Raw genomic sequence first — 22,847 nt, forward strand, 5'->3', positions numbered from 1 at the left:
CACGGTCAGCCCGCTTCCGGAAAGTGCAGATCGAGACGCGCCGAACGCGGTGGTGCGGCGGGAATCCCCGCTGCGGCGGGCGTCGCCGAGCGGAACCAGTAGCGCCGCCGCCGGTACCGGGGCGCGGGCAGCGGTTCGCGGCGCGCCTGCGCTTGGTCCGCTCGGCGCAGCACGAGGTGCGCGTTGGTACCGCCGAACCCGAAGGCGCTCACCGCGGCCCTCGCTCGTCCGCCATCGGGGCCGAACGGGGTGGTCTCGGTGACGGGGAAGAACGGCGAGCGGCCGAACTCGAACCGCGGGTTCGGCGTGCGGCAGTGCAACGTCGGCGGCAGCACGCCGTGCCGGAGGCACTGCACGACCTTGATCAGCCCGGCGGCCCCGGCGGCGCTGAGCAGGTGCCCCATGTTCGACTTGACGCTGCCGATCCCGCAGAACCCGCGTTCCGCGGTGTGCTCGCGGAAGACAGCGGTGAGCGCCTGGAGCTCGATCGGGTCGCCGATCATGGTGCCGGTGCCGTGCGCTTCGACGTAGCCGATGGTGCCGGGGTCGATGCGACCGCGGCGCAGGACCTCACCGATCAGCGCCCGCTGCGCCTTGCCGCTGGGAGTGGTGTGGCCCATCGTGCGGCCGTCGTTGTTGACCCCGGAGGACTCGATCACGGCCAGCACCCGGTCGCCGTCGCGCTCGGCCGCATCCAGCCGCTTGAGCAGCACCATGCCCGCGCCTTCCCCCGGCACGAACCCGTCCGCGGCCTCGTCGAAAGTGCGGCAGCGGCCGGTCGGCGACAGCGCTTTGCCCGCGCTGAGCACCAGGTAGGGCTCTTCGTCGAGCAGCAGGTCCACCCCGCCGGCCAGCGCCATCTCGGACTCGCCCAGCGCCAGGCTCTGCGCCGCCAGGTGCACGGTGACCAAGGAGGACGAACACGCGCTGTCGACCACCATGTTCGGACCGTTGAGGTCGAAGTGGTGTGACAGGTGCGCGGCGATGAAGTTCTGGTTGGTCCCGATGATCGCCTCACGCGGCAGCGGGCGGAGGTGCTCGTGGTAGTTGCCGGTGCGGGAACCGACGAACACCCCGACTCCCCTTCCGCGGAGTTCGTCGTCGGCGTAGCCCGCGTCGCGGAAGCACTCGGTGCCGACCTCCAGCGCCTTGCGCACCAGCGGATCGAGCTGGCGGGCCGTGGTCTCGTCGAAGCCGAAGAACTCCGGGTCGAAGTCGGCGGCGTCGGCGAGGAACCCGCCCCACTTGCTGAGGCTTCGCTGCGGCTCTCCCGCCGCCGAGTACAGCGCCGTCGCGTCCCACCGGTCGGCGGGTACCTCGCCGACCAGGTCCCGCCCGGCGAGCAGGTTGCGCCAGTAGGCTTCCGGATCAGCCGATCCCGGGAAGCGGCACGCCATTCCGATGATCGCGATCGGAACCGGCCCGTCCGGCCCGCTCGGCTGAACGCGAGGTCCCGGGTCCGGTGCCCGCGCAGGCAGGCGTTCGGCCAAGGCGGCGGCGAACTCGCCGAACGTCGGGTGCTCCTGCACGAGACTCGGATCGACGGGTTCTCCGAGCGCGTCCTCCAACGCGGCCACCAGCTCGGCCAGCAGCAGCGAGTCGACGCCGAGGTCCGTGAACGCCACGTCAGCCCGCAGCTCGGACGGGTCGACCTTGAGCGTTCGGGCCACCACTTCCGCCAGCGGTTCGACGGCGGCAGGCGCGGCCACGTGCCCCGGGCTCCGCGACCCATCGCTGCGCGCGGATCCGGACCGGGGTTCGCGGTTCGGCGCGAGCCGGAGCTCGTCCGCGCGCACCAGGGATCGGTCCGCTCGGCACGGCAGCAGCACCGGGTGCCCCTCGACGCGCAACGCGGCGTCGAGCAGGTGCAGCGCGTCCCGCTCGGCGAGGTCCGGGATGCCCAGCTCGGCGCTGGCGCTGCCCCGGTCGCGCCCCATTCCGACGTCCCGCCACAACGGCCACTGCAACGACCGCACCGCGCAGTCCGGATGCGCGGAGTGCTGCTCGGCGAAGTCGTCCAGCACCAGGTTCGCCGCCGAGTAGTCGGCGTACCCGGAACCGAGCCGCGGCAACGCCGAAGCGACGGAGGAGAACAGCACCACCAGTCGCGGCAACCGGGAACCGAGCGCGGACCACACGGCGTGCACGCCACCGGCCTTGGGTGCCAGCACCCGGCGGCGGTCGGTCGCGGACCTGGCCGTCAGCGAACGGGGCTCGTCCATCACCCCCGCGCAGTGGAACACCGCGGAGATGCCGCCCGACGCGGCGCGCACGCCGTTGAACAGCTTGCGCAACGACGGCACGTCGGCGAGCTCATGCGTGCGCACCGTGACCACGACATCGCCCGCGATCAGGTCGAGCAGGCCCGAGAGGGTGCGGCGCAACCGCGGTTCGACGGTCTCGTCCCCGGCCAGCGAAGCCCACCGGGTGCGGGGCGGCAGCCTCCGCCTGCCGATCAGCACCAGCCGCGCCACCCCGCGCCGGGCGAGCTCGGCGGCCAGCCGCAGGCCGATCTCCCCGGTCCCCCCGGTGATCACGACGGTTCCGCCGGCGAGGTCGTCGAGCGGGGACTGCGCGGAGGCGTCGGGGCGCGCGAACCGCGGCAGCGGGCACAGGCGCACGCCGCCCTGGTAGCGCACCTCCGTCTCCCGGTCCGCGATGGCCGCTTCGGCGCGCACGGCAGCGGCGAGCTCCTCCGGGCCGCCGTCCACGCGGACCGTGCGAGCGCGCACCTCGGCGAACTCGGCAGAGACCATCCGGTAGAACCCCGCCACGGCGGTGCGCGTCGGGCCGCTGACGTGCAGGCAGGTGCGGAGGGTTCGGCGGTGTTCGGACAGAACGGCGCTCAGCAACGAGATTCGAGGTTCGTCGACCGCGTCGGGCGCGGCCGACGGCCAGTCCACCAGGTCGATGAGGCCGGTGACGGCTTCGCCGTCCGGGAGCTCCGGCATCGCGGCAGCGTTCTCTCCGACCGCCACCCGAACCGTTCGCACGCCCGCACCTAGCACGGTCGTGGGCAAGTCGAGGCCTCGTTCGGGGACCAGGACGAGGCAGATGCCCTGCGCGGGCCCCTGGCCCTGCTCCGGGGTGCTGGGAGCCCAGCTCCAACCGATGAACTCCGGTCCGGCCGACGCGGCGACCTCGGATTCCGCACGGGATTCCGCGGCTGCTGGGATCGTCACCCGGGGTTCGGCCGGGGCGAGTCCCGCGCGTGGCGGGTTCCCGGACCCCGCGGCGGATTCCGGCTCCGGCGCCGCCTCGATCCAATGCCGGGTTCGGCGGAACGGGTAAGTGGGCAGCGCCACGCGCCGCGCCCGCGCCCCGGCGGCAGCCCAATCCACTTCTGCTCCGGCGGTCCACTCGGCGGCCGTTCCGGGCGAAGGGACCGGCGGGTCCTCCGGCGTGAAGTCGCGCAACCGGGCCGCGAGCTCCTCCACCGTGCTCACCTCGAACACCACCCGGCTTCGCAGCGACGCCCGGCCGGTCCGCAAGGTGTGCGCGATATCCGCCAGCGACGGGTGATCGGGCCGCAGCACCACGCGCAGCAGGTTGCGCACGACCTCTGCCAGCACCTGCGGCGTGCGGGCCGACAGCGGCACGAGCACCGGCGCGGCAGGGCCGTCCGCGGGGTCTCCCGCCCCGTTGGCCGACGTCGGCCCCTCCGGTCGCACCGGGGGCTCTTCGAGCACCACGTGCGCGTTGCTGCCACCCATCCCGAAGGAGCTGACCCCCGCCCTGCGGGGCAGCTCCGCCCCGTCAACGCCGACGATCCTCGGCCACTCCGCACGCTCGACCTGCACGCGCAACGGAGACCCGTCGAGCTTGATCATGGGGTTGAGCCGGCGCGCGGAGCTCGTCGCGGGCAGCGTTCCGTTCCTCATCGCGAGGATGACCTTGATCATCCCGGCGATCCCTGCGGCGGCCTCCAGATGGCCGATGTTCGCCTTCACCGACCCCACGCCGCAGTGCGGCGAGTCGGGCGCCGATCGGCCCCAGCGCCGGTGGAGCCGTTCGAAGGCCCGCACCATGCCCTGCACTTCGATGGGGTCGCCGAGCCGGGTGCCGGTGCCGTGGGCTTCGAGGTAGCCCACCGTGGCGGGATCGACCCCGGATCGCTCGTAGGCGTCGACCAGCAGGTCGGCCTGGGCGTCCGCGTTCGGCGCGGTCAACGACTGGGCGCGCCCCCCGTGGTTCGCAGCCGCACCACGCAGCACCGCGTGCACCGGGTCCCCGTCCGCCAGCGCCCGGTCCAGCGGTTTGAGCAGGACCGCGCACACCCCTTCACCGCGCACGTACCCGTCGGCTTCGTCGTCGAACGTGCCGCACCGCCCGCGGGGGCTCAGCGCGCCGGTCCGCGCGTACGCCTCGTGGCGACCGGGATGGCAGATCACGTTCACACCGCCCACCAGGGCCTGATCGCAACGTCCCGCGCGCAGCGCCTCCACCGCCTCCACCACCGCGACGAGGGAGGACGAGCACAACGTGTCGACCGCGACGCTCGGTCCGTGAAAACCGAAGAAGAACGAGGCGCGGTTCGGAATGATCGATGGCGAGGTGCCGACGCTCGAATGCGGTTCGGCTCGGGATGACCGTTCGCGGACCAGGTCCGCGTAGTCGGTGTGGCACGCGCCGACGTACACCCCGGTCCGGCTGCCCTCCAGTGCCGTGGCGTCCAGCCCCGCGTCTTCGAACGCTTCCCAGGCCACTTCCAAGAACAACCGCTGCTGCGGGTCCATCAACTCCGCCTCGCGCGGTGAGATGCGGAAGAAGGCGTGGTCGAAGCGCTTGATGTCGTCGAGCAGCCCCGCGCGGGCGGGAGCGTCCGGATGGTCGGCGGTGTCCCAGCGATCGGCGGGGATGTCGCGAATCGCCTCCTCGCCCCGCTCCAGCAGTTCCCACAGCTTCGCCGGGGTCTCCGCACCGGGGAATCGGCCCGCCACGCCCACCACCGCGATCCGGTCGGCGCTCGCGCGCCGGGGACGGGTGCGTGCCACCGGGCGCTCGGAGCGTTCACCTCGCAGAACCCGCGCCAGATCGCTCGCGGTGAAGGACTGGAACAGCGCGCTCGGGTCGACCGGTTCGCCGATCTCCGCCGCCGCTTCGGCGGCGAACGCGGTGAGGCTGAAGCTGTCCAGCCCCAGCGACCGGAGGTCGTCGTCCGCCCCGAAGCTGCCCGCCGGGACGTCCAGCGCGCGCGCCAAGTGCGGCAACAGACGTCCTGCCAGATCACCGGAACCCGCTGGAACGGCCTTGGTTTCGGGCACGTTCACCGCCGCGGGCCGGTCTCCCCACAGGACGGCGAAACCACTGTCCGGCCGGATCCGCTTGACCGTCTCGATCCGCGCGATCGGCGCCCCGTCGCTCTCCCGGAGCAAGGTGGTGCGCGACCGGAACCGGTGACCGGTCTCGAACCGGCAGGAATCGAGCCGGTAGACGACGGAGTCGTCGGCCCCGCAGTTGGCCAGGTAGATCAGATCGCGCTCGACCGTGGCCGCGTCCACGGCCCAGTCCGCGCCACCCGTCCCGAGCACGTCGTGCAGGTAGGCACGTTCGCAATGATCGTTCACGTGCGGGTACGACGCGAAGTACAGCAACCCCGCGCCGTTCACGTCGACGTACGGGTTGAGCTCGTACACCTGGGTGAACCGGGCGTCGGCGGGCTCCACCGGGGAGCCGCCGTGCGCGCGGAACTCGTGGTGGAACTCCCGGTGCTGAGCGGTCGGTTCCGGGGCGGCACCCACCGGGTGCTGGACCGGCACGCCCGGTACCAGGAGGTTGCCGGCGGAGCGCCGGACGAACACCGTCATGAGCCGCGCCTCGATGCGGTGCGCACCGCTGGTGAGCTCGACGTCGCTGACGACGGTGTGCTCGTCCAACCGGGCGGCTCGCCCTCGCAGGACCCCTTCGTCGTCCTCCTGGAAAGCCCGGAGCGAGTCCGGGGCGTGCAGCCGCACGCGCACGAAAGCCGGTAGCAGCCGCTCGCCGCGATCGTCGGTCAGCGACGTCACCGCGGTGTCGTGCTGCTCACCGATCAGTTCCCAGTGCAGATCTCCTGCGTCCTTGAGGAACCAGTTCTCCGACAACCCGCCCGCCGCCAGGTGCGGCAGCGCCAGGCGCACGTTCCTGCTCACCGCGCTGGAACGGGTCGCGCAGGAAGGGGCCTTACCCGCCGCTCGGACGTGCGCGGGCGTGATCGAACAACCGCCATGTCATCCTCGTGGTCACCGGAAGTCCCGCCGAAGCCCGGGTGGGCCGACGAGTCGTGGATGCGATGCGGGGACCGCCGTTCACTCCGTCCTCGGGAACGGGCCGCTGTTCCACGGCCGAGCAGCCCCCTGAGCCCGGAAAGTCCGCGATCCTCCCCAGTTTCGCGCCTCGTCCCGATCCGCCTCCGCAGGAGCTACCGGGTCGGGCACCGGCTCAGCATAGGCAGCCGACAGCCGTGTTCGACTGATCGCGCTGAGCGCTCGAACAGCCCGGAACCGGGACCGGCGGTGTCCAACTGTGGCCGGTCGGTCCGGTTGGACGGCGACGTGCCGCCACCGGTAGATCGTCAGGGAAAACCCGGCTTCCGCGGAATTCCCGAACGAACCTGCGAGGTGATCGTCGCAAATGGACGAACTGGTGAACGCGATCGCGCACGGAGCGGGGGCGGACGAGATCGCCGGGCTCCCGATCCCCGAGTCGTACTCGGGCGCGGTGCTGCACACCGACGAGGTCGACATGTTCAGCGGCGTGCCCTCCGCCGACAAGGACCCGGCGAAGTCGATCCACGTCGAGCAGGTGCCCACGCCCGAGCCCGGGCACGGCGAGGCGATCATCGCGGTGATGGCCAGCGCCATCAACTACAACACCGTGTGGAGCGCGCTGTTCGAGCCGATCCCCACGTTCGCGTTCCTCAAGCGGTTCGGCCGCAGCCCCGAAGGCGCCCGGCACGACCTCCCCTACCACGTGGTGGGTTCGGACCTCTCCGGCGTGGTGCTGCGCGTCGGCCCCGGCGTGCGGCGGTGGAAACCCGGCGACCGGGTGGTCGCGCACTGCTTGTCCACCGGCTTGGAATCCGCGGACGGCCACGACGACGCGATGCTCGACCCGGAGCAGCGGATCTGGGGTTATGAGACGAACTTCGGCGGGCTGGCCCAGCTCTCCCTGGTGCGTGCCAACCAGTTGATGCCCAAACCACGGCATCTCACGTGGGAAGAGGCGGCCTGCTCCGGGTTGGTGCACTCGACCGCCTATCGCCAGCTCGTCTCGCGCAACGGCGCGCGCATGAAGCAGGGCGACAACGTCCTGGTGTGGGGTGCCGGTGGTGGCCTGGGCTCGTACGCGGTGCAGCTGGTGCGCAACGGGGGCGGAATCCCGATCTGCGTCGTGTCGAATCCGCAGAAGGCGGAGCTGGTGCGCTCGCTGGGCGCCGAGGCGGTGATCGACCGCGCCGCCGAAGGCTACGCGTTCTGGAAGGACGAGCACACGCCGGACCCGGCGGAGTGGAAGCGGTTCGGGTCGCACATCCGGGACCTCACCGGTGGCGAGGACGTGGACATCGTGCTGGAGCACCCGGGCAGGGAGACCTTCGGCGCGAGCGTGTTCGTGACCCGGCGCGGCGGAACCGTCGTCACTTGCGCGTCGACCTCCGGCTACCAGCACCTCTACGACAACCGCTACCTGTGGATGTCGCTGAAGCGCATCATCGGCAGCCACTTCGCCAACTACCGGGAGGCGTGGGAGGCGAACCGCCTGGTGTGCAAGGGCATGATCCACCCGACGCTGTCGGAGGTGCACCGGCTCCCGCAGGTCGGCGGAGCGGTCGCCGCCGTCCACCGCAACGACCACAGCGGCAAGGTCGGGGTGTTGTGCCTCGCGCCGGAGCAGGGTCTCGGGGTCGAGGATCCGGAGTTCCGCGAACGGCACGCCACCGCCATCAACCGCTTCCGCTCCCCGGCTTCGTGACGATAGGGCGCCCCGGAGCGGTACCGCTCGGGGCCCCGCGGGAAGAAGACCGGCGGCTCGGGAGCGCGCTGTGCGCTACGGGGCGGAAGGACCGCAGGTCGGCGCGGCGGCGTCGGCGGACAGCAGTTTCAACGCCTCGACCAGCGTCCGCACGCCGAAACCCGTGCCGCCGTGCGGGATCTCGTCGTAGGGCCCCTCTGCGTTGAAGGCGGCGGCGGCGATGTCCAAGTGCGCCCACGGCGTCGTGGCCGGGACGAATTCCTGCAGGAACAACGCCGCCTGCACGGCGTCGCCTTCGCGGTGCGACGCGTTCACCCGGTCCGCCACCGCCGAGCGCAGGTGCCTGCGTTCGGCGGTGAGCAACGGGAGCCGCCACAACGGTTCCCCCGCCCGGGCCGCGCCCGCCAGCACGGTGCCGGCCAGCTGCTCATCGTTCGCGAACACGGCACCTGCCCTGGTCCCCAGGGCCTGGGCCACCGCGGAGGTCAACGTGGCCACGTCGAGCACGGCCTCGCACCGCTCCGCCGCGTGGACCAGCACGTCCGCCAGCACCACGCGTCCCTCGTTGTCGGTGTCGACGATCTCGGTGGACGAACCGTCGACGTGCCGCACGACGTCTCCGACGCGCAACGCGGCACCGTCCGGCATGTTCTCGGCCAGCGGCAGGAACGCGTCGACGCGCACCGGCAACCCCAGCCGGGGTAGCGCGGCGAGCGCACCGACGACGGCGGCGGCACCTCCCATGTCGGATTTCATGGAGCGCATCCGCTCCGTCGGCTTGAGCGACAACCCGCCGGAGTCGAACGTGATCCCCTTTCCCACCAACCCGATCGACGGCTGGTCGTCGTCCGCATCGGCAGGCCCGTGGCTCAGGCGCACGAACCGCGGCGGCTGCCGCGACCCGCGCCCGACCGCGACGAGTCCGGCCAGGCCCAGTTCACCTGGATCCTCGTGGACAGCGCAGGTGAGCCCTTCGCGCTCGGCGATCCGCTGAATCCGGCGCGCGAACTCGGGTGGTGTCAACTCACCGCCGGGACAGTTGACGAGATCGCGGGCCAGGCAGGTGCCGGCGCAGGCGGCGAGGGCGGCGGCGACGGCCTCGTGCGCGCCGGTGACCACGACGACTTCTCGGAGCGTTCCGGTCCGCCCGTCGGAGCGGTGGCCGCCGTAGCGGTAACCGGCGAGCGCGGCACCTTCGGCCAGCGCGCATGCCTGATCGGCTTCAGAGAGGTCGTCCCCGTCCAGCGGCGCCAGGTCCAGGCGAAGCGTCCGCGCAGGCCCGGCAGCCCGGACGGCCGCGGCGGCGGCCCGCCGGAACGTCGCCGCGGTGGCCGAGCCGGACGGCCCCAGGCCGACGTTGAGCACCACCGCCCTTCCATCCTGGTCGGGTTCGGCGACGACCTGCCCCGGACGGGCCAGGAAGCCGCGCCGCCTGCAGAACGTGCTCACCGGTGTGCCCGCGTACCGGAGCCGGGCCACCGCATCCGCCGGTCGGCGCTGCGCTTCCGCCACGACGCGCATGGTCGCCTCAAGCCCGCTCGTAGTTCGCGCCCGTCTCATCGCGCACCAGCAGACCGTCGTCGACCAGGGCTCGGCGCAAGCTCACCCAGTCGTCGAACCACTCACCGCAAAGCGCATTGACCTTCGGCTCCCGGTAGACCTCGCCCGGCGCGAACGATTCGGCCACCACTCCCAGCACCCTCGCACGCACCGCGTCGTCCCCCGGGATGGCCTTCAACCGGCCGCGGCGGAAGTAGACTCCCGCGCCGTCGCCGCCGTCCCGTCCGGAGATCCGCACTTCCAGCACGACGGCCTTCTGGAACGCGTCCTCGACCAATTCGTACCGGTTGGTCTCCCGCTCGACAACGGCGATCCGGCCGTCCACCAGCTTCTGCAGCGCTCCAACGGCGGTGGTGGACCGCAGCTCGGCCCTCTCGGCGACCTCGTCCAAGGTGGTCGCGCCGAGCGCGAGGGCGGCGAAAGCGGCACGCCGCTCGGGCTGGGCGAGAACACCCACGATGTCGCCGCAGGTAAGCGGACGTTCTTCTGATTCGGTCGTGGTGCTCATCTGTCCACCTTCGCGTCGCTGTTTCGCGGTTCCGCGCGGTTCTGGTCAACCGCGCTTTCCCGCGCCGCTTCCCCCGGACAGGCCCGCGGGAAGGAACCGGGTCGAAGGAATCGCCGACCGGACAACCGAGTTTCGACCGCAAGGCTTGGTCGACGTGGTCATCTTGGCGTTCGCGGACCCGGTCATCGGAGCATAGCAGCGGCCCCGGACCGCCTTTCCGGAATGCGTGCCTCGGCTCCGCGCATCGCCGTTTCTCCTAGGAAGTGCCCAGTGGTGAACTCCGGGAGTGCTGCCTGCCCCGATCGGACGACCGCAGGATCCTGCTGTTGAACCCGCACCGATGCGGCGCACTATTCGGACGCGAGGGTGAGGGGTATTTGCGCGCGAGGCCGCTTGGGCGTTCCCTGCGCGGGCGGCGCCCGGTGCGCGGAAGGATTCTCACGCACCGCGAGCGCGATCACCTTCGTGTTCTCCACGAACACCCACCGGCGACGCTCCCATTCCCGGAGCGTGTCCAGCACCGCCTGCCCCTCGAACCCTTCAGCCTCAAGATCCCGGAGACGCTTACCTCCGATCAACGCCCGGTACAACCGGGCATCCGCCCCGGTCAACGACACCACCCGCTGCTCCAGACCCGGCCGCCGATCCGTCAGCACCACCCGGGAAAAACCCAACCGATACGAAAAACGAGCCGACCCATGATGCGCCCGCCACAACCGCACCCGCGCCGCCAACCGACGCCGCAACTCACCATTCCGCTCATCATCTTCGAACTCACCCTCAAAATGATAAGCAATGTTCCACAAATCCTCATCCGACAAACCAGGATAAGCAAACCGATACCCCGGAAACGGACTCGACAACACCAACCCGAAAGACTCCGGAGACTCCACGTACGGACTGAACCGGTCGAAGTGCACGACCAGAAATTCGTTGTCCGGAGGTTCCAGATGGGTCAACGAGGGCACCAGATCCACTTGCGCGCTCAAGGACGACGGGGACTCCGCGGGGTAGCCGGTGAGGATGTTCCAGACCGAGCGCACACCGTACTCCGCGCAGCCGAGGAGGAAGCGCACGTTCTGGAACGCCGTCGACCCCTTCTTCAACGCCCGCAACCCCTCCGTGCTCAAACTCTCGATCCCCGGCTGCACCGACCGCACCCCCGCCCGCCGCATCCGACGAACATCAGCCCACTCCATGTTCGCCTTCACCTCGAAGAACAACGAGTGATCCGTCCCCAACTCCTCCACCAACGGCAACGCCGAATCCAAATAACCCATGTCCAAGATGTTGTCCACCGCAAAAAAATCCAACACCCCGTACCTACTCATCAACTGCCGCAACTCACCCGCCACCGAATCCGGATGCTTACTGCGAAAACGCATCGTCGCACCATTCAAACCACAAAACGTGCAATGCGTCTTCGCACCCCACCAACACCCCCGCGAAAACTCAACCGGCAACGTCACCTCCGGCTCCAGCTCCGAAACACCCGAACTGCTGATCTGTTCGAAGAAGCCGTCGTAGTTCGGCGTAGGTGCGCTCAACCGCTCGGCGGCCGGCACCACCCCGGCAGGTCGTGCGGGAGCGGCGTCGCCCCGGGTGCGGAGCCTGCCGGTCGACTGCGGTGGGACGCCGGCGGCGACCTGCTGCAACAACGCCACGAAAGCGTCCTCACCCGGACCGTCGACCACCGCGTCCACCTCCGGGAAATTCGCCAGCAGCGCACGCCCCATCGGCCCCTCGCAATTGCTGCCACCCAGCACGATCGTGCCGCCGAACCCCTCCTCCCGGAGCCGCCGCGCCACCGCCAACGTCGGTCCGTTCTGGCTGAACGTGGTGGTGAACCCGACGACGCCCGGCTGGTCGTGCAGCAACGCCGCTACCGTCCGCTCGACGTGCCGATCCGCCACCTCCCGAAGCGAATCGATCAACGAGATCGAGGACTCGTCCACCTGCTTGGAACGCAGCAGCGCGAAGTACCGGTCCCGGTCAGCGGCATCGCAGTCGCGTCGGGAGTAGATCCAGTCCCCGGCCGACAAGTGGTACAGGCCCTCCGCGATCGACTCGTAAGCAGCCGCCCACCGGGCGGGTTCGTACCCCAGCATCCGCTGCGCCAGCCCGTAGAAATCGAGGTACGCGTAGTGCGAGGTCACCTGCCACCCCTGCGCCTCGGCGACCGAACGCAGGATTCCGACCTGGATCGACGGCCGCGTCACGTTGTTCCACGGCATCGAGACGAGGGCCGCTCGACCAACATCGCTCATAGTCGTTCCTCACCAGACCAACCGCAGATCGTAGGCGTTGCGCAGGAACGGCGGCACCTCGTCCGCGGACGGCGGCAATCGGTACTGCGGGATTCGCTCATGCCACTCGTCCAACGCCGTGTGCAGCTGGGCCCGCGCGAACCCGGCCCCGGCGCACTGGTGGTGCCCGGTGCCGAAGGCGATGTGCGGGTTCTTCTCGCGCTCGAAGCGGACCCGCTCGGGGTCCGGGAACACCTCCGGGTCGTGGTTGGCCAGCGCCAGCGGCAACAGCACCGTCTGACCGTGCCCGGCGACGCTGCCCGCCCCGTCTCGCGCCGCTTTGCGGCCCGGGTACATGCAGGAGAACACCCGCAGGAACTCCTCCACCGCCGCCGGTCGCACCTCGCGGTCAGCGACGAACCGCGCGCGGTCCTCGTCGTGGTGGGCGAGGTGCTGCACGGCGTTGGACATGTGGTTCACCGTCGAGTCGACGCCCGCCAGGAACAGCACCGACAGGAGGGAGATCCGGTCCTCGTCGGTGATGGGAACACCGTCGATCTCCCAGTCGAAAGTCGCGGTGACCAAGTCGTCGGCCGGTTCGGCGCGGCGCAGTTCCACGTTCTTGCGAACGTAGGCGTCCAGCCCGGGCAGGCCGACCTCGGAGTGGAACGCCGCTTCCCGCGGATCCGGCTCGTACCGCGACGCGATCATGCCGAGATTGATCCGCAGCAGGTGGTCGAGGTCGTCGACTGGCCAGCCGACGGCCACCATCAAGTTCTCCAGCACGTACGGCCGGGCGAAATCCTCGTTGAACGAGGCCGAACCCCGGCCGATCAATGCCTCGATCCGACGCTGGGCGTTGGCGCGGATCGTCGGCTGCAGTTCGCGCACGCGCTGGGGCGTGAACCACGCTCCCAGTTTGCGGCGCCACTGCGCGTGCTCGCCGCCATCGATGGTCAGCGGAACCCACCGCTCGTCGTCGGCGCCTTCGGCCGCGCTGACGCGCTCCACCGTGAACTGCTCCTCGTCGCGGAACGCATCGCAGATCTTTCCGTACTCGGTGAACACCCAGAACCCGTCGCCACTGCCGCTGTAGAACGCGCCGTCGCGCGCGTGCTCAGCCGCTGCCCGGCGGTATTCCGCGGGAGAGTTGAAGAAGTCGAAGTCCGCTGCCGCGGCCTGCTTCGTCGCATGTGGACATTCGTCAGCCTGCACCTGCCACCTCTTTCTCATGTTGGACGCCGGTCGCGTCGAGCTCGCCCCGCGGCCACACGGCGGCGTCGAGCCCGGCAGCCGCCAGCCGCAGTTGCCACAGGTGATCCAAGTCGTCCGAGTCGAGCAGGACACCATCGATCAGCACGCCGTCCGGCCGAGCCAACGCGGCGACGTCCCCGGTGGGCGCGCGCCGGTACAGGACCATGTCGGAAGGAGGCCGCCACCCCATGACGTCGTGGGCCTCGGTCGTCGCGGCGCGCAGCAATCCCGCCCTGCCGACCCCCGCCCTCGAGAGTTCGGCCAGTTCCTTGTGGAACGACGGTCCCGCGACGACGAACGGGTTTCCGCAGTCGGTGCCGACCAGCAACCGCGCACCGGCATCGGCCACGCCACGGGTGAGCGCACCGAGCCGGTCGATCAGATCGCCGCGCTCCTGCGCCGCGGCCGGGTCTGTCCGCAGCGCTTCGCGTGCTGCGACGCTCCAGCTCCGCTGGCGGCCTCCGGTTGCCATCCGCAACGCCGTCCGCGAGGGACGGGTGCGGCGCCGCTCCCCGGTCAGCGCCCGCCAAGCGGTCAGCGTCGGGCACACGAAATGCCCGTCGAAACCGTCGGTGCCAGCGGCTGGGCCGGACTCCCACCGCTGCAGCGCTTCGGCCAGCGTGGGCCAACGCTCGGACGGCGGGCGGCGGAAGACGTTCGGCACGATCCCGTAGAGGTGTTCGGTGGAACGCATCCCCCGGCGGGCCACATCCCCCGGGACGCGTTCAGGCACGTGTCCGACGACCGGCACACCCGCCTCCTCCGCCGCTCGGACGAGTTCGGCGAACACCGGTCCTTCGAGGTCGTCGTACACCTTGATGCCGTCGAAGCCGAACGCGAGCGCTTCGCTGACGACGTGTCGTACTGCTCGTGAGTCCGCGGCGATCGTGGCCGCTTCCGGCACTCGGGTGCGCGGACCGTCGACGACCGCCGTGGCGACCCACGGCCTCGGGAGCACGGCACTTCTGGCCCGGTGCACCCCGGCGGTGTAGAGGTGCGCCGGTTCACCCCACATCTGGCGATACCCGGTGACGCCGTAGGCGAGCAGACCGGCGAGGTCGCACACCGACGACATGTGCGCGTGGGCGTCGACGAAACCCGGCGCCGCGAACCACTCGCACACCGCACCGGGTGCGCGGGCAGGCCCCCGGTCCACGACGACCCCGTCGGCCACCGCCAGCTCGCGCGGTGCGGAGATCCGGCCGGTCGTCGCGTCGATCAGGCCGACCGCGGGCAGGACGTGATCACGACCGCGGCTCGCCCAGTCCTCCAGGAGGGAGACGATCCGATCCCCCGCGGGCAGCAGACCTGTACGGCTGCCCCACAGCGCGTCCTCGACCCGGGTCATCAGCCCCCCGCTCCGGTGCCGAGCAGACCGGCGACCCGGGCACCGACCTCCGCGACGCGGGCCGCGGCGCGCACTCTCGTCCGGTCGTCGACGAGCCACAGCTGCGCGCCGAGCCGCCGCGCACCGGCCTGGAACGTGTCCAGTTCGCCGTCCCCGTTCGCGGTGATCAGCACGAGCTCTTGGCCGGCGAACCCGCGGCGGGCGCCGCGGTCCGAGCCGTGCAGCAGGCCGCGCGTCGCCGCCGCGACCTCCGCTCTGTCGACCCGGTCGCAGGCCGAGACCATCCACCGCGGAGCACCGGCCGCGGTGAAGTGGTCGGTCAAGTAGGCGTGCCCCCGCCCACCGGCGATGGCCGCGGCCTCGTCCTCGACCGCGTCGACCGGGATCTCCACCCTCTCCCCGTGCGCGCAGAACGAGAACACCCGGGACACGCGGGGATCCACCTCGGCTGTCAGCAACCCGACGCGACCGCCGAAGTACAGGCCGAACAGGCTGCAGCTCGGATGCGCGAACGCGTCGAGCACGGCTTGCACGTCCTCGACGTACCGGTCGACGGCGTGAGCCTCAGCGGTGCCGACGCGTTCGCTCGCGCCGCGCCCCCGCAGGTCGAAGGCGATCAGCTCAGCACCCGGTAGTGCGTCGAAGAATCCCGATTCGGGCCACACCCCGATGTCCATGGCCACGCCGTGGATGAGCACGACGGGCTCACCGCGGCCGGGCCGCCGCACGCCGCGGACGAGCGTGCCGTCCCTCGACGTCGCCTCGAAGCGCTCGAGTTCGTCATGCCGTCGCACTACGACCTCCCAGCGCGACCGCCCGGCCCAGTTCGTCGCGACCGCTGTCGTGCACGGCCAGTACCAGGCCGCGCGGTCCTTCGGAGTAGACCCAGCCGCACTCCTGCCACTCGCGCAAGCGGTCGCGCACCTCTGATTCCGACCGGGCTCGCTCCGCCGCGTGATCCACCGCCTGGTTGACCCGGCCCCCGTGGACCAGCGCCCGGAACAGCACGTCCTCCCATCCCCGCAGGACGTGCCGTCCCCTGCCCACCTGGGGCCGGTGGTCGAACAGGACGGTCAGGTCCGGGCCGAACCGGTAGTTGAAGCGGGACTGCCCGTGCAGCTTCTTCCAGAGCCCGACGCGTGCCCCCAAGCGGCGGCGTAGTGCGAGCATCGACTCGCCACCTGCGTCCCCGACCTCCGCGTGGTCGAAGGAGTAGGCCATCGCTTCCCGCTCGGCATCGTGGCCGGGATGGGTGAACCGGTACTTGCGCTCCGGGCCGGTGAGCTCGATGCCGAACTCGCCGGGGTTCTCGAAGTACGGGCTGTAGCGATCCACCCGGACCTTGCTCACCGTCGACGGCGGCGCCAAGTGCGGCAGGAACGGGATCAGCCGCAGCTGCTCGTCCAGCATCTCCGGCGTCTCCCCCGGCATCGCCGACAGCAGGTTCCACCGCGCATCGATGCCCAATTCCCGGCAGAGCACCAGGAAGCGCAGGTTGTGGAATCCCGTGGCGCCCTTGCGCAGCAGCTTCAGCGAGCCGGTGCTGAGGCTTTCGATGCCGGGCTGCACCATCGTCACACCTGCTGCGCGCAGCTCCCCCAGTGCTTTGGGGCTCAAGTTCGCCTTCACCTCGAAGAAGGTGGTGACATCGACTTCCGCTTCGGCGAGCGCGGCCAGGCCGTTGTCGTCCTTCGCCAGGATCGTGTCGACCGCGTAGGTGTCCAGGACCCCGTGGCGCTCGGTCAGCTCGCGCAATGCGTGCACGAGCTGCGTGCCCGCCCTGCTCCGGTACGGCATGCCGCTGCCGTTCTCGCCGCAGAACGTGCACTGCATCTTCTCGCCCCACCAACACCCGCGGGACATCTGGAAGGGCAGTGCCACGTTCGGAACGATCAGGTCGCGCCACGGGAACCGCTCCAGGCGCTCGAAGTACTCGTCGTAGCGCGGAACCGGGGTCGCCTCCATCGATTGCACCACCGGCGGCGACACGACGAGGTCCTCCCCATCGCGCAACACCATTCCGGGGGCCGATTTCAGCTCCGCCACCGTCCCGGCCTCGCTGATCGCGGTCACCGCCGCTTCTCCTTCGCCCTGCACGACCGCGTCGACGAAGCGGTAGGAGCGCATCACCGCCTCACCCATCGGCCGGTCGCAGTTCGCACCACCGAGGAAGACGAATCGCTCCGGCGCCCGGTCCTTGAGTGCCCTGGCGATCGCCAGGGCCGGGATCAGCTGGCTGAACGAGGTGGTGAACCCGAAGCACTCCGCACCGGTCGCCAGCAGCGAGTCCGCGAACGCGGTCACGAACCCGGCAGCCTCCTGGCGCATCGACATCACGAAGCTCACCAGGTCGGGGGCCACACCCCGCTCTCCGAGGAAAGCGGCGTACTCCTCGCGCACCGCCGCCTCGTCGGCGTCCTCGGGCGCGACCATGGAACCGAAGATCCAGTCACCGACGCCGAGGCCGTAGAGTTCTTCGCCGATCGTGTCGTAGATCGCGATGAACTGCTCGGGGGCGCGATCGGACACGCCGATCACGTACTCGAACCAGTCCAGGTAGGCGTACTCGCAGGTGATGGGGTCACCCGTGCCCTGGGCCGCCAACCCGCCGAGGGTGGCGATCTGGATGGACGGCCGATAGAGGCTGTTCCACGGCGGAGCCACCAGCACCGTTCTCATGCCCGCCCACCTCCTCGCCCGTGGGGAGCGTCGCTGAGCCGACCGGTCGGCAGCACCGGGTAACCGGCGCGCGCCTTGTCCAGCATCTCCAGGCCGGGTGCGACGACGTCCACGACCGTGATGGGCCCATCCGGCCGGGTCAGCACCCGGAAGTAGGCCTGGACGCCAACCTCGCGCAACCGGCCGACCAGTTGCCTCAGCAATTCCTCAGGTGCCTCGATGACGTCCTCGGCCGGTTCGAACGAGTGGCGCTCGTGCGGGAGGGAACGCACGTCGAACCGCGCGGCGGCGAGGTGGCGCGGGAAACGCGCCAGGGCTGTGCCGATCTGCTCGGCCTCCCGGGCCTGATCCACCGGGCCGTGCTTGAACATGGTCCGGACCTGCAGGTACTCCAACAGGGCCCGCTGCAACGCGTAGGTCCGCACCGGCGAGGCCCCGCTGCCGATCTGCCGGATGGCCTCGTCGCTGGTCGCATCGCAGACGACGTACGCGGGCACGTCGGTGTCGCAGGTGATCGAGACGATCAGGATCGGCGATCCGCTCAGCTCCGCCACGGACTCCGCCAGTTCCCCCAGATCGGGCGGCAGGCTCTCCTGAGCGACCACGCGCAGCTCCGGCCCGCCTCGGCCGGTACCGAAGTAGGAGCGCGCGAGCTGGCACGACCAGGCGTCCCGCTCGATCAATTCGTTGACGGCGTGCACCAACGCCTCCGGCAGCGTGGTCCCAGCCGCGTACCCGGCACTGGAGGTGTAGTGCCACAAGGGCCGGAAGGAGCCGTCGTCGTCCGGATGCGGCCAGTTCTGGTAGCCGCCATCACGCAGGAAGACGGGCTGGAAGTGGACCGCCCCTGCCCCGGCCGGCTCGCCGACGACGTCGTCGACAGCGCGGTACTCGCGGGCCAGCACCCGGGCGTCCGGCATGATGCCGCCGAGGCGCCGCATCAGCGCCGATCGCCGAGAAGTGGGTTGCGCGGCCAGTTCCGCGCCGGTGCGGAACTCGGGCCCACCCGCGGTCTGATCGCGCCGCCAGTCCAAGTGGTAGTGCTCAGCGCTCTCGAACAACGCGCTGGCCATGCTGCGCTCACCCAGCCCCTTCCCCGAGCTGCGCGAGCGCAGCGCGCCGTCTTCGCCCTTGAGGTGCACCTCGTAGGTCGGCGCGTGGTCCGGACCGTACTTCCAGATGTCCGGGGTCAACCGCTCCGCGGTGAGCCATTCGCCGACGGCGGCCAGCGCCCTCGACAACGGCGTCTCACGCTCCGGCGGGATGTCGTCCCCCGTGGGCGCGCTCAGCAGAGCCGCGGTCACGAGGTCGTGGTCGACGCGATCGGTCAAGGATCTTCCTCACTTCCCCCGTCTCGAAAACGGGAATACCGGCACGGACGAGGCCGAGCAGTGGTTGGGGACGCGCCACCACGTGCGCGAAGTGCACGCGGATCGCTTCGACGCCGGGGCCGGAGAGCTCGACCGCTCCGGAATCGGCCCAGGTCTCGATGCCTCCGGCGGTCAGCTCGCGCAGCGGGGACCACCGCGAGGACGGGTCCGGTGACACGCCACCGGCGATCAGGTCGAAGTCGAGGGCGACGCAGCGCCGAACCAGCGGCCACCGGTCGAACCTGCGCATGAACAGCCGCTCGTCGGCAGGCGCGTTCTGGTTCGACCGCCACAGCACTTCGGCCTGGGCGAGTTCGAGCACCGCCCGCTCGGTCGCCTCCACCAACGTCGACGCGGCGCCGACGCCGGTGGCCGGCATGAGCCTGCCCTGGTGGCGCGTGATCGCCAGGACCGTCGGTGTCCCGGACACGAACCCGATCGGGACCGTTCGCACGACTCCGTCGTGCTGCCCGCTATCTCGCTGCGGCACCTCGGATTCCGGAGCTCCGCGCAGGCACTGGTAGAGGAAGGTGCCGTAGTTCAGCAACTCGGTCAGCTCGAGCAGCGCACCCCGCAGCGCGGCCTGCGCCGACGGAGCGACGGCCCAGCCGATCGTGCTGGAGAGCCTGGCGGCGGACGGCCACAGCGTGGCCGACCGCAATTCCACGTCGGACACCCACGGCGACGACCAGAACATCGGCACCTGCACCGTGCCGTCTCCCGCCAGCGACCGGTATCGGCGAACGCGGCAGTTCTCGGGAGCCGCTCGCACTCCGTCCGCCAGCGGATCGGGTGCGGGACGTGGTTCCGGGGGCGTCGGCGGGCGGGCTTCCAGCGCGAAAGGGGTGCAGGCCAGGAGTCGTTCCACTGCTTCGGAAAACGCCTTCTTCCGTGCGACGGCCTCGGATTCGGCTGTTCCATAACCATCGGCCGAACCCGTTCCCGATTCCGGATCCACCGTGCACCGCACCGTCACCGTGCGGTCGGTGGAAGAGGAACACGTGCGGTAGGAGACCTCCCGCAGCGCGCACCGCGTCACCGATTTCCTGGCCATCGCCCGCTCTCCCCTGATCGCCCAGCCCGCCGACATCGTGCTCAGCGGTTATGCGTGATCAACCGCTGACTCGGTCACTCCACCGAGCCGTTCTCGTCGGACCACGAGCCCCAAGACTCGAGCTCGCGCATCTCCAGCTCGCTCAGCTCGGCGTTGTTGGGGTCGTCGTTCAGGAAGTCCGCGGTCATGCAGTCGAAGACAACAGCCGGTCCCATGATTCATTCCTTTCGATTCCACTAGAGTTGTTCTGCTCTTTCCCCGATCCGTTCACGGGGCCGATCAACCTCCTTCCGCTAGACGGACTGGCGTGAGGGTCAGGGGTATTTGCGCGCGAGGCCGCTTGGGCGTTCCCTGCGCGGGCGGCGCCCGGTGCGCGGAAGGATTCTCACGCACCGCGAGCGCGATCACCTTCGTGTTCTCCACGAACACCCACCGGCGACGCTCCCATTCCCGGAGCGTGTCCAGCACCGCCTGCCCCTCGAACCCTTCAGCCTCAAGATCCCGGAGACGCTTACCTCCGATCAACGCCCGGTACAACCGGGCATCCGCCCCGGTCAACGACACCACCCGCTGCTCCAGACCCGGCCGCCGATCCGTCAGCACCACCCGGGAAAAACCCAACCGATACGAAAAACGAGCCGACCCGTGATGCGCCCGCCACAACCGCACCCGCGCCGCCAACCGACGCCGCAACTCACCATTCCGCTCATCATCTTCGAACTCACCCTCAAAATGATAAGCAATGTTCCACAAATCCTCATCCGACAAACCAGGATAAGCAAACCGATACCCCGGAAACGGACTCGACAACACCAACCCGAAAGACTCCGGAGACTCCACGTACGGACTGAACCGGTCGAACCGGGTCAGCGTGACGTGCGGCGGGGTGAGGTGGGACAGCGAGGCGATGACGTCGACCTGCTCGCGAATCGACGACGGCGACTCTCCCGGATACCCGGTGAGGATGTTCCAATCGGCCCGAACGTCGTACTCCGCGCAGCCGAGGAGGAAGCGCACGTTCTGAAACGCCGTCGACCCCTTCTTCAACGCCCGCAACCCCTCCGTGCTCAAACTCTCGATCCCCGGCTGCACCGACCGCACCCCCGCCCGCCGCATCCGACGAACATCAGCCCACTCCATGTTCGCCTTCACCTCGAAGAACAACGAGTGATCCGTCCCCAACTCCTCCACCAACGGCAACGCCGAATCCAAATAACCCATGTCCAAGATGTTGTCCACCGCAAAAAAATCCAACACCCCGTACCTACTCATCAACTGCCGCAACTCACCCGCCACCGAATCCGGATGCTTACTGCGAAAACGCATCGTCGCACCATTCAAACCACAAAACGTGCAATGCGTCTTCGCACCCCACCAACACCCCCGCGAAAACTCAACCGGCAACGTCACCTCCGGCTCCAACTCGGCCACGCCCACCGCCCGCAGCTGCTCGAAGTAGCCGTCGTAATTCGGCCGCGGTGCCGCCAGCCTGTCGGCGGACAGGCCATCAGAGGTCGGCGCCGAGGACGTCGCCCCCTCGCGACGAGCCAGGAGCCTGCCGGTCGACTCCGGGGACGCGCCGGCGGCGACCTGCTGCAACAACGCCACGAAAGCGTCCTCACCCGGACCGTCGACCACCGCGTCCACCTCCGGGAAATTCGCCAGCAGCGCACGCCCCATCGGCCCCTCGCAATTGCTGCCACCCAGCACGATCGTGCCGCCGAACCCCTCCTCCCGGAGCCGCCGCGCCACCGCCAGAGTCGCCCCGTTCTGGCTGAACATCGTGGTGAACCCGACGACGTCCGGCTCGCTGCGCAACAACGCCGCCGTGGTCCGCTCGACGTGCCGATCCGCCACCTCCCGAAGCGAACCGATCAACGAGATCGACGACTCGTCCACCCGCTTGGAACGCAGCAAGGCCAGGTAATCCGAATCGGACGCCCCCCGCCGCCTGCTGTATATCCAATCCCCGACCGACAAGTGGTACAGCTTCTCCGAGACGAGTTCGTACCCGTCCGCCCATTCGGCTTTCCCGAAACCGAGCATTCGCTGCGCCAGCCCGTAGAAATCCAGGTAGGCGTAATGCGAGTCCGCATGCCACCCCTGCGCCTCGGCGACCGAACGCAGAATCCCCACCTGGATCGACGGCCGCGTCACGCTGTTCCACGGCATCGACACGAGCGAAACGCGTCCAACCATGCTCACGAAATCATCTCCCCAGCCGCAACAGCGCCAAACCATCTCCAGGAGGCGCAGTTCCCAGGACCCATACTGGGAGCCTCCGGCCCGGTCGTCAATAGTTTCGAAAAAGCCCGACCCGGGCCAGCCCGGAACAATACTAGAAGTTCACCCGATCGGCCGCAGCGCTCGTTTCGGAAATCGGCGCGCCATTCCGATCCGGGCATCGGACACACATACCAGGGCCCTCACCGCGAACGCGCAAGCAGGGAAGAATCGATTCACCCAGCAGCAGAACAGAGATCATTTCGAAATCGTCCATCCGGCAATCGAACCCCCGCAGCACGTACCGCCGAAAACCCCGGAAAGAGTCGCGCGAGCGCGCAGAAAAGGAACCGCGCACAAGAACACCACGCGCGCAACGAACCAGCAATCCCGCATTTTTGCGGATTCGACCGGTCATGTGCTCGGCAACGACCACCGCCCCATTGCCCGGTTACCCGACCGAGCGTCGCAGGCTCACGACTCCATCCGGCGGAACCGGCGCCGGCGGCTTGCGATGACAATGCGGCAGCCGGTACGTTGCGGCCACTGGGGTGAATCGTCTGGATTGTGCGTCGCTCGTGCTCGAACGGTGACGACCTACTCGTGCATCGAACTCCGCGAGCGCCGGACGCTTCTGCCGCTCGAAATCGCCCGA

General features: G+C 69.7%; 13 protein-coding genes. 1 reads left to right on the plus strand and 12 read right to left on the minus strand.

From position 1 onward, the window contains the following. Positions 1-5: 5 nt before the first annotated feature. Complete coding sequence (locus tag OOZ19_RS02900) at positions 6-6,131, minus strand: beta-ketoacyl synthase N-terminal-like domain-containing protein (protein WP_266087921.1); 6,126 nt, start codon at positions 6,129-6,131, stop codon at positions 6-8. A 481-nt stretch (positions 6,132-6,612) separates the two neighbouring features. Between OOZ19_RS02900 and ccrA the strand changes: the two genes are divergently transcribed. Then, positions 6,613-7,950, plus strand: a complete 1,338-nt coding sequence (ccrA, locus tag OOZ19_RS02905) for a crotonyl-CoA carboxylase/reductase (RefSeq protein WP_266087923.1) — start codon at positions 6,613-6,615, stop codon at positions 7,948-7,950. Between the two features lie 75 nt (positions 7,951-8,025). On the opposite strand, the gene OOZ19_RS02910 is transcribed toward ccrA, so the two are convergent. The 11 genes from OOZ19_RS02910 to OOZ19_RS02960 form a co-directional block, all read right to left on the minus strand. After that, a complete protein-coding gene (locus tag OOZ19_RS02910) occupies positions 8,026-9,462 on the minus strand; it encodes a leucyl aminopeptidase family protein (protein WP_266087925.1) in 1,437 nt (478 codons plus the stop codon). Positions 9,463-9,478: 16 nt separating this feature from the next. Then, complete coding sequence (locus OOZ19_RS02915; protein WP_266087927.1) at positions 9,479-10,018, minus strand: DUF2087 domain-containing protein; 540 nt, start codon at positions 10,016-10,018, stop codon at positions 9,479-9,481. Between the two features lie 350 nt (positions 10,019-10,368). Then, positions 10,369-12,285: a RiPP maturation radical SAM C-methyltransferase gene (locus tag OOZ19_RS02920; protein ID WP_323055092.1), complete on the minus strand. Its 1,917-nt coding sequence runs from the start codon at positions 12,283-12,285 to the stop codon at positions 10,369-10,371. Between the two features lie 9 nt (positions 12,286-12,294). After that, the gene (locus tag OOZ19_RS02925) at positions 12,295-13,479 is read right to left on the minus strand and encodes a cytochrome P450 (protein ID WP_266087929.1); all 1,185 of its coding nucleotides are present in this window, start codon (positions 13,477-13,479) and stop codon (positions 12,295-12,297) included. Beyond that, positions 13,469-14,866, minus strand: coding sequence for an amidohydrolase family protein (locus OOZ19_RS02930; RefSeq protein ID WP_266087931.1), 1,398 nt, complete (start codon positions 14,864-14,866; stop codon positions 13,469-13,471). The genes OOZ19_RS02925 and OOZ19_RS02930 overlap by 11 nt, the downstream gene beginning before the upstream one ends. Continuing rightward, entirely contained in the window at positions 14,866-15,660 is a 795-nt protein-coding gene (locus tag OOZ19_RS02935) for an alpha/beta fold hydrolase (RefSeq protein ID WP_266087933.1), read from the minus strand. Before OOZ19_RS02935 ends, OOZ19_RS02930 begins: the two co-directional genes overlap by 1 nt. Next, the gene (locus OOZ19_RS02940) at positions 15,647-17,545 is read right to left on the minus strand and encodes a RiPP maturation radical SAM C-methyltransferase (RefSeq protein ID WP_266087935.1); all 1,899 of its coding nucleotides are present in this window, start codon (positions 17,543-17,545) and stop codon (positions 15,647-15,649) included. Before OOZ19_RS02940 ends, OOZ19_RS02935 begins: the two co-directional genes overlap by 14 nt. Then, positions 17,542-18,876 carry a YcaO-like family protein gene (locus OOZ19_RS02945; protein ID WP_266087937.1) on the minus strand — a complete coding sequence of 445 codons (1,335 nt, stop codon included), beginning with the start codon at positions 18,874-18,876 and terminating at the stop codon, positions 17,542-17,544. Before OOZ19_RS02945 ends, OOZ19_RS02940 begins: the two co-directional genes overlap by 4 nt. Then, positions 18,794-19,969, minus strand: a complete 1,176-nt coding sequence (locus OOZ19_RS02950) for a hypothetical protein (protein ID WP_266087939.1) — start codon at positions 19,967-19,969, stop codon at positions 18,794-18,796. Before OOZ19_RS02950 ends, OOZ19_RS02945 begins: the two co-directional genes overlap by 83 nt. A gap of 74 nt (positions 19,970-20,043) precedes the next feature. Beyond that, complete coding sequence (gene botA / locus OOZ19_RS02955) at positions 20,044-20,184, minus strand: bottromycin family RiPP peptide (protein ID WP_266087941.1); 141 nt, start codon at positions 20,182-20,184, stop codon at positions 20,044-20,046. A 64-nt stretch (positions 20,185-20,248) separates the two neighbouring features. Then, positions 20,249-22,168, minus strand: a complete 1,920-nt coding sequence (locus OOZ19_RS02960) for a RiPP maturation radical SAM C-methyltransferase (protein ID WP_266088331.1) — start codon at positions 22,166-22,168, stop codon at positions 20,249-20,251. Positions 22,169-22,847: the final 679 nt, after the last annotated feature.

It is taken from the genome of Saccharopolyspora sp. NFXS83, from assembly GCF_026241095.1.
Taxonomy (GTDB): domain Bacteria; phylum Actinomycetota; class Actinomycetes; order Mycobacteriales; family Pseudonocardiaceae; genus Saccharopolyspora_C.

Bases quoted from the DNA above. Each gene is read 5' to 3' on its own strand.
- ccrA (WP_266087923.1), top strand. From the start codon at position 6,613: ATGGACGAACTGGTGAACGCGATCGCGCACGGAGCGGGGGCGGACGAG.
- OOZ19_RS02915 (WP_266087927.1), bottom strand. From the start codon at position 10,018: ATGAGCACCACGACCGAATCAGAAGAACGTCCGCTTACCTGCGGCGAC.
- OOZ19_RS02940 (WP_266087935.1), bottom strand. From the start codon at position 17,545: ATGAGAACGGTGCTGGTGGCTCCGCCGTGGAACAGCCTCTATCGGCCG.
- botA (WP_266087941.1), bottom strand. From the start codon at position 20,184: ATGGGACCGGCTGTTGTCTTCGACTGCATGACCGCGGACTTCCTGAAC.
- OOZ19_RS02930 (WP_266087931.1), bottom strand. From the start codon at position 14,866: ATGACCCGGGTCGAGGACGCGCTGTGGGGCAGCCGTACAGGTCTGCTG.
- OOZ19_RS02920 (WP_323055092.1), bottom strand. From the start codon at position 12,285: ATGAGCGATGTTGGTCGAGCGGCCCTCGTCTCGATGCCGTGGAACAAC.
- OOZ19_RS02950 (WP_266087939.1), bottom strand. From the start codon at position 19,969: ATGGCCAGGAAATCGGTGACGCGGTGCGCGCTGCGGGAGGTCTCCTAC.
- OOZ19_RS02960 (WP_266088331.1), bottom strand. From the start codon at position 22,168: ATGGTTGGACGCGTTTCGCTCGTGTCGATGCCGTGGAACAGCGTGACG.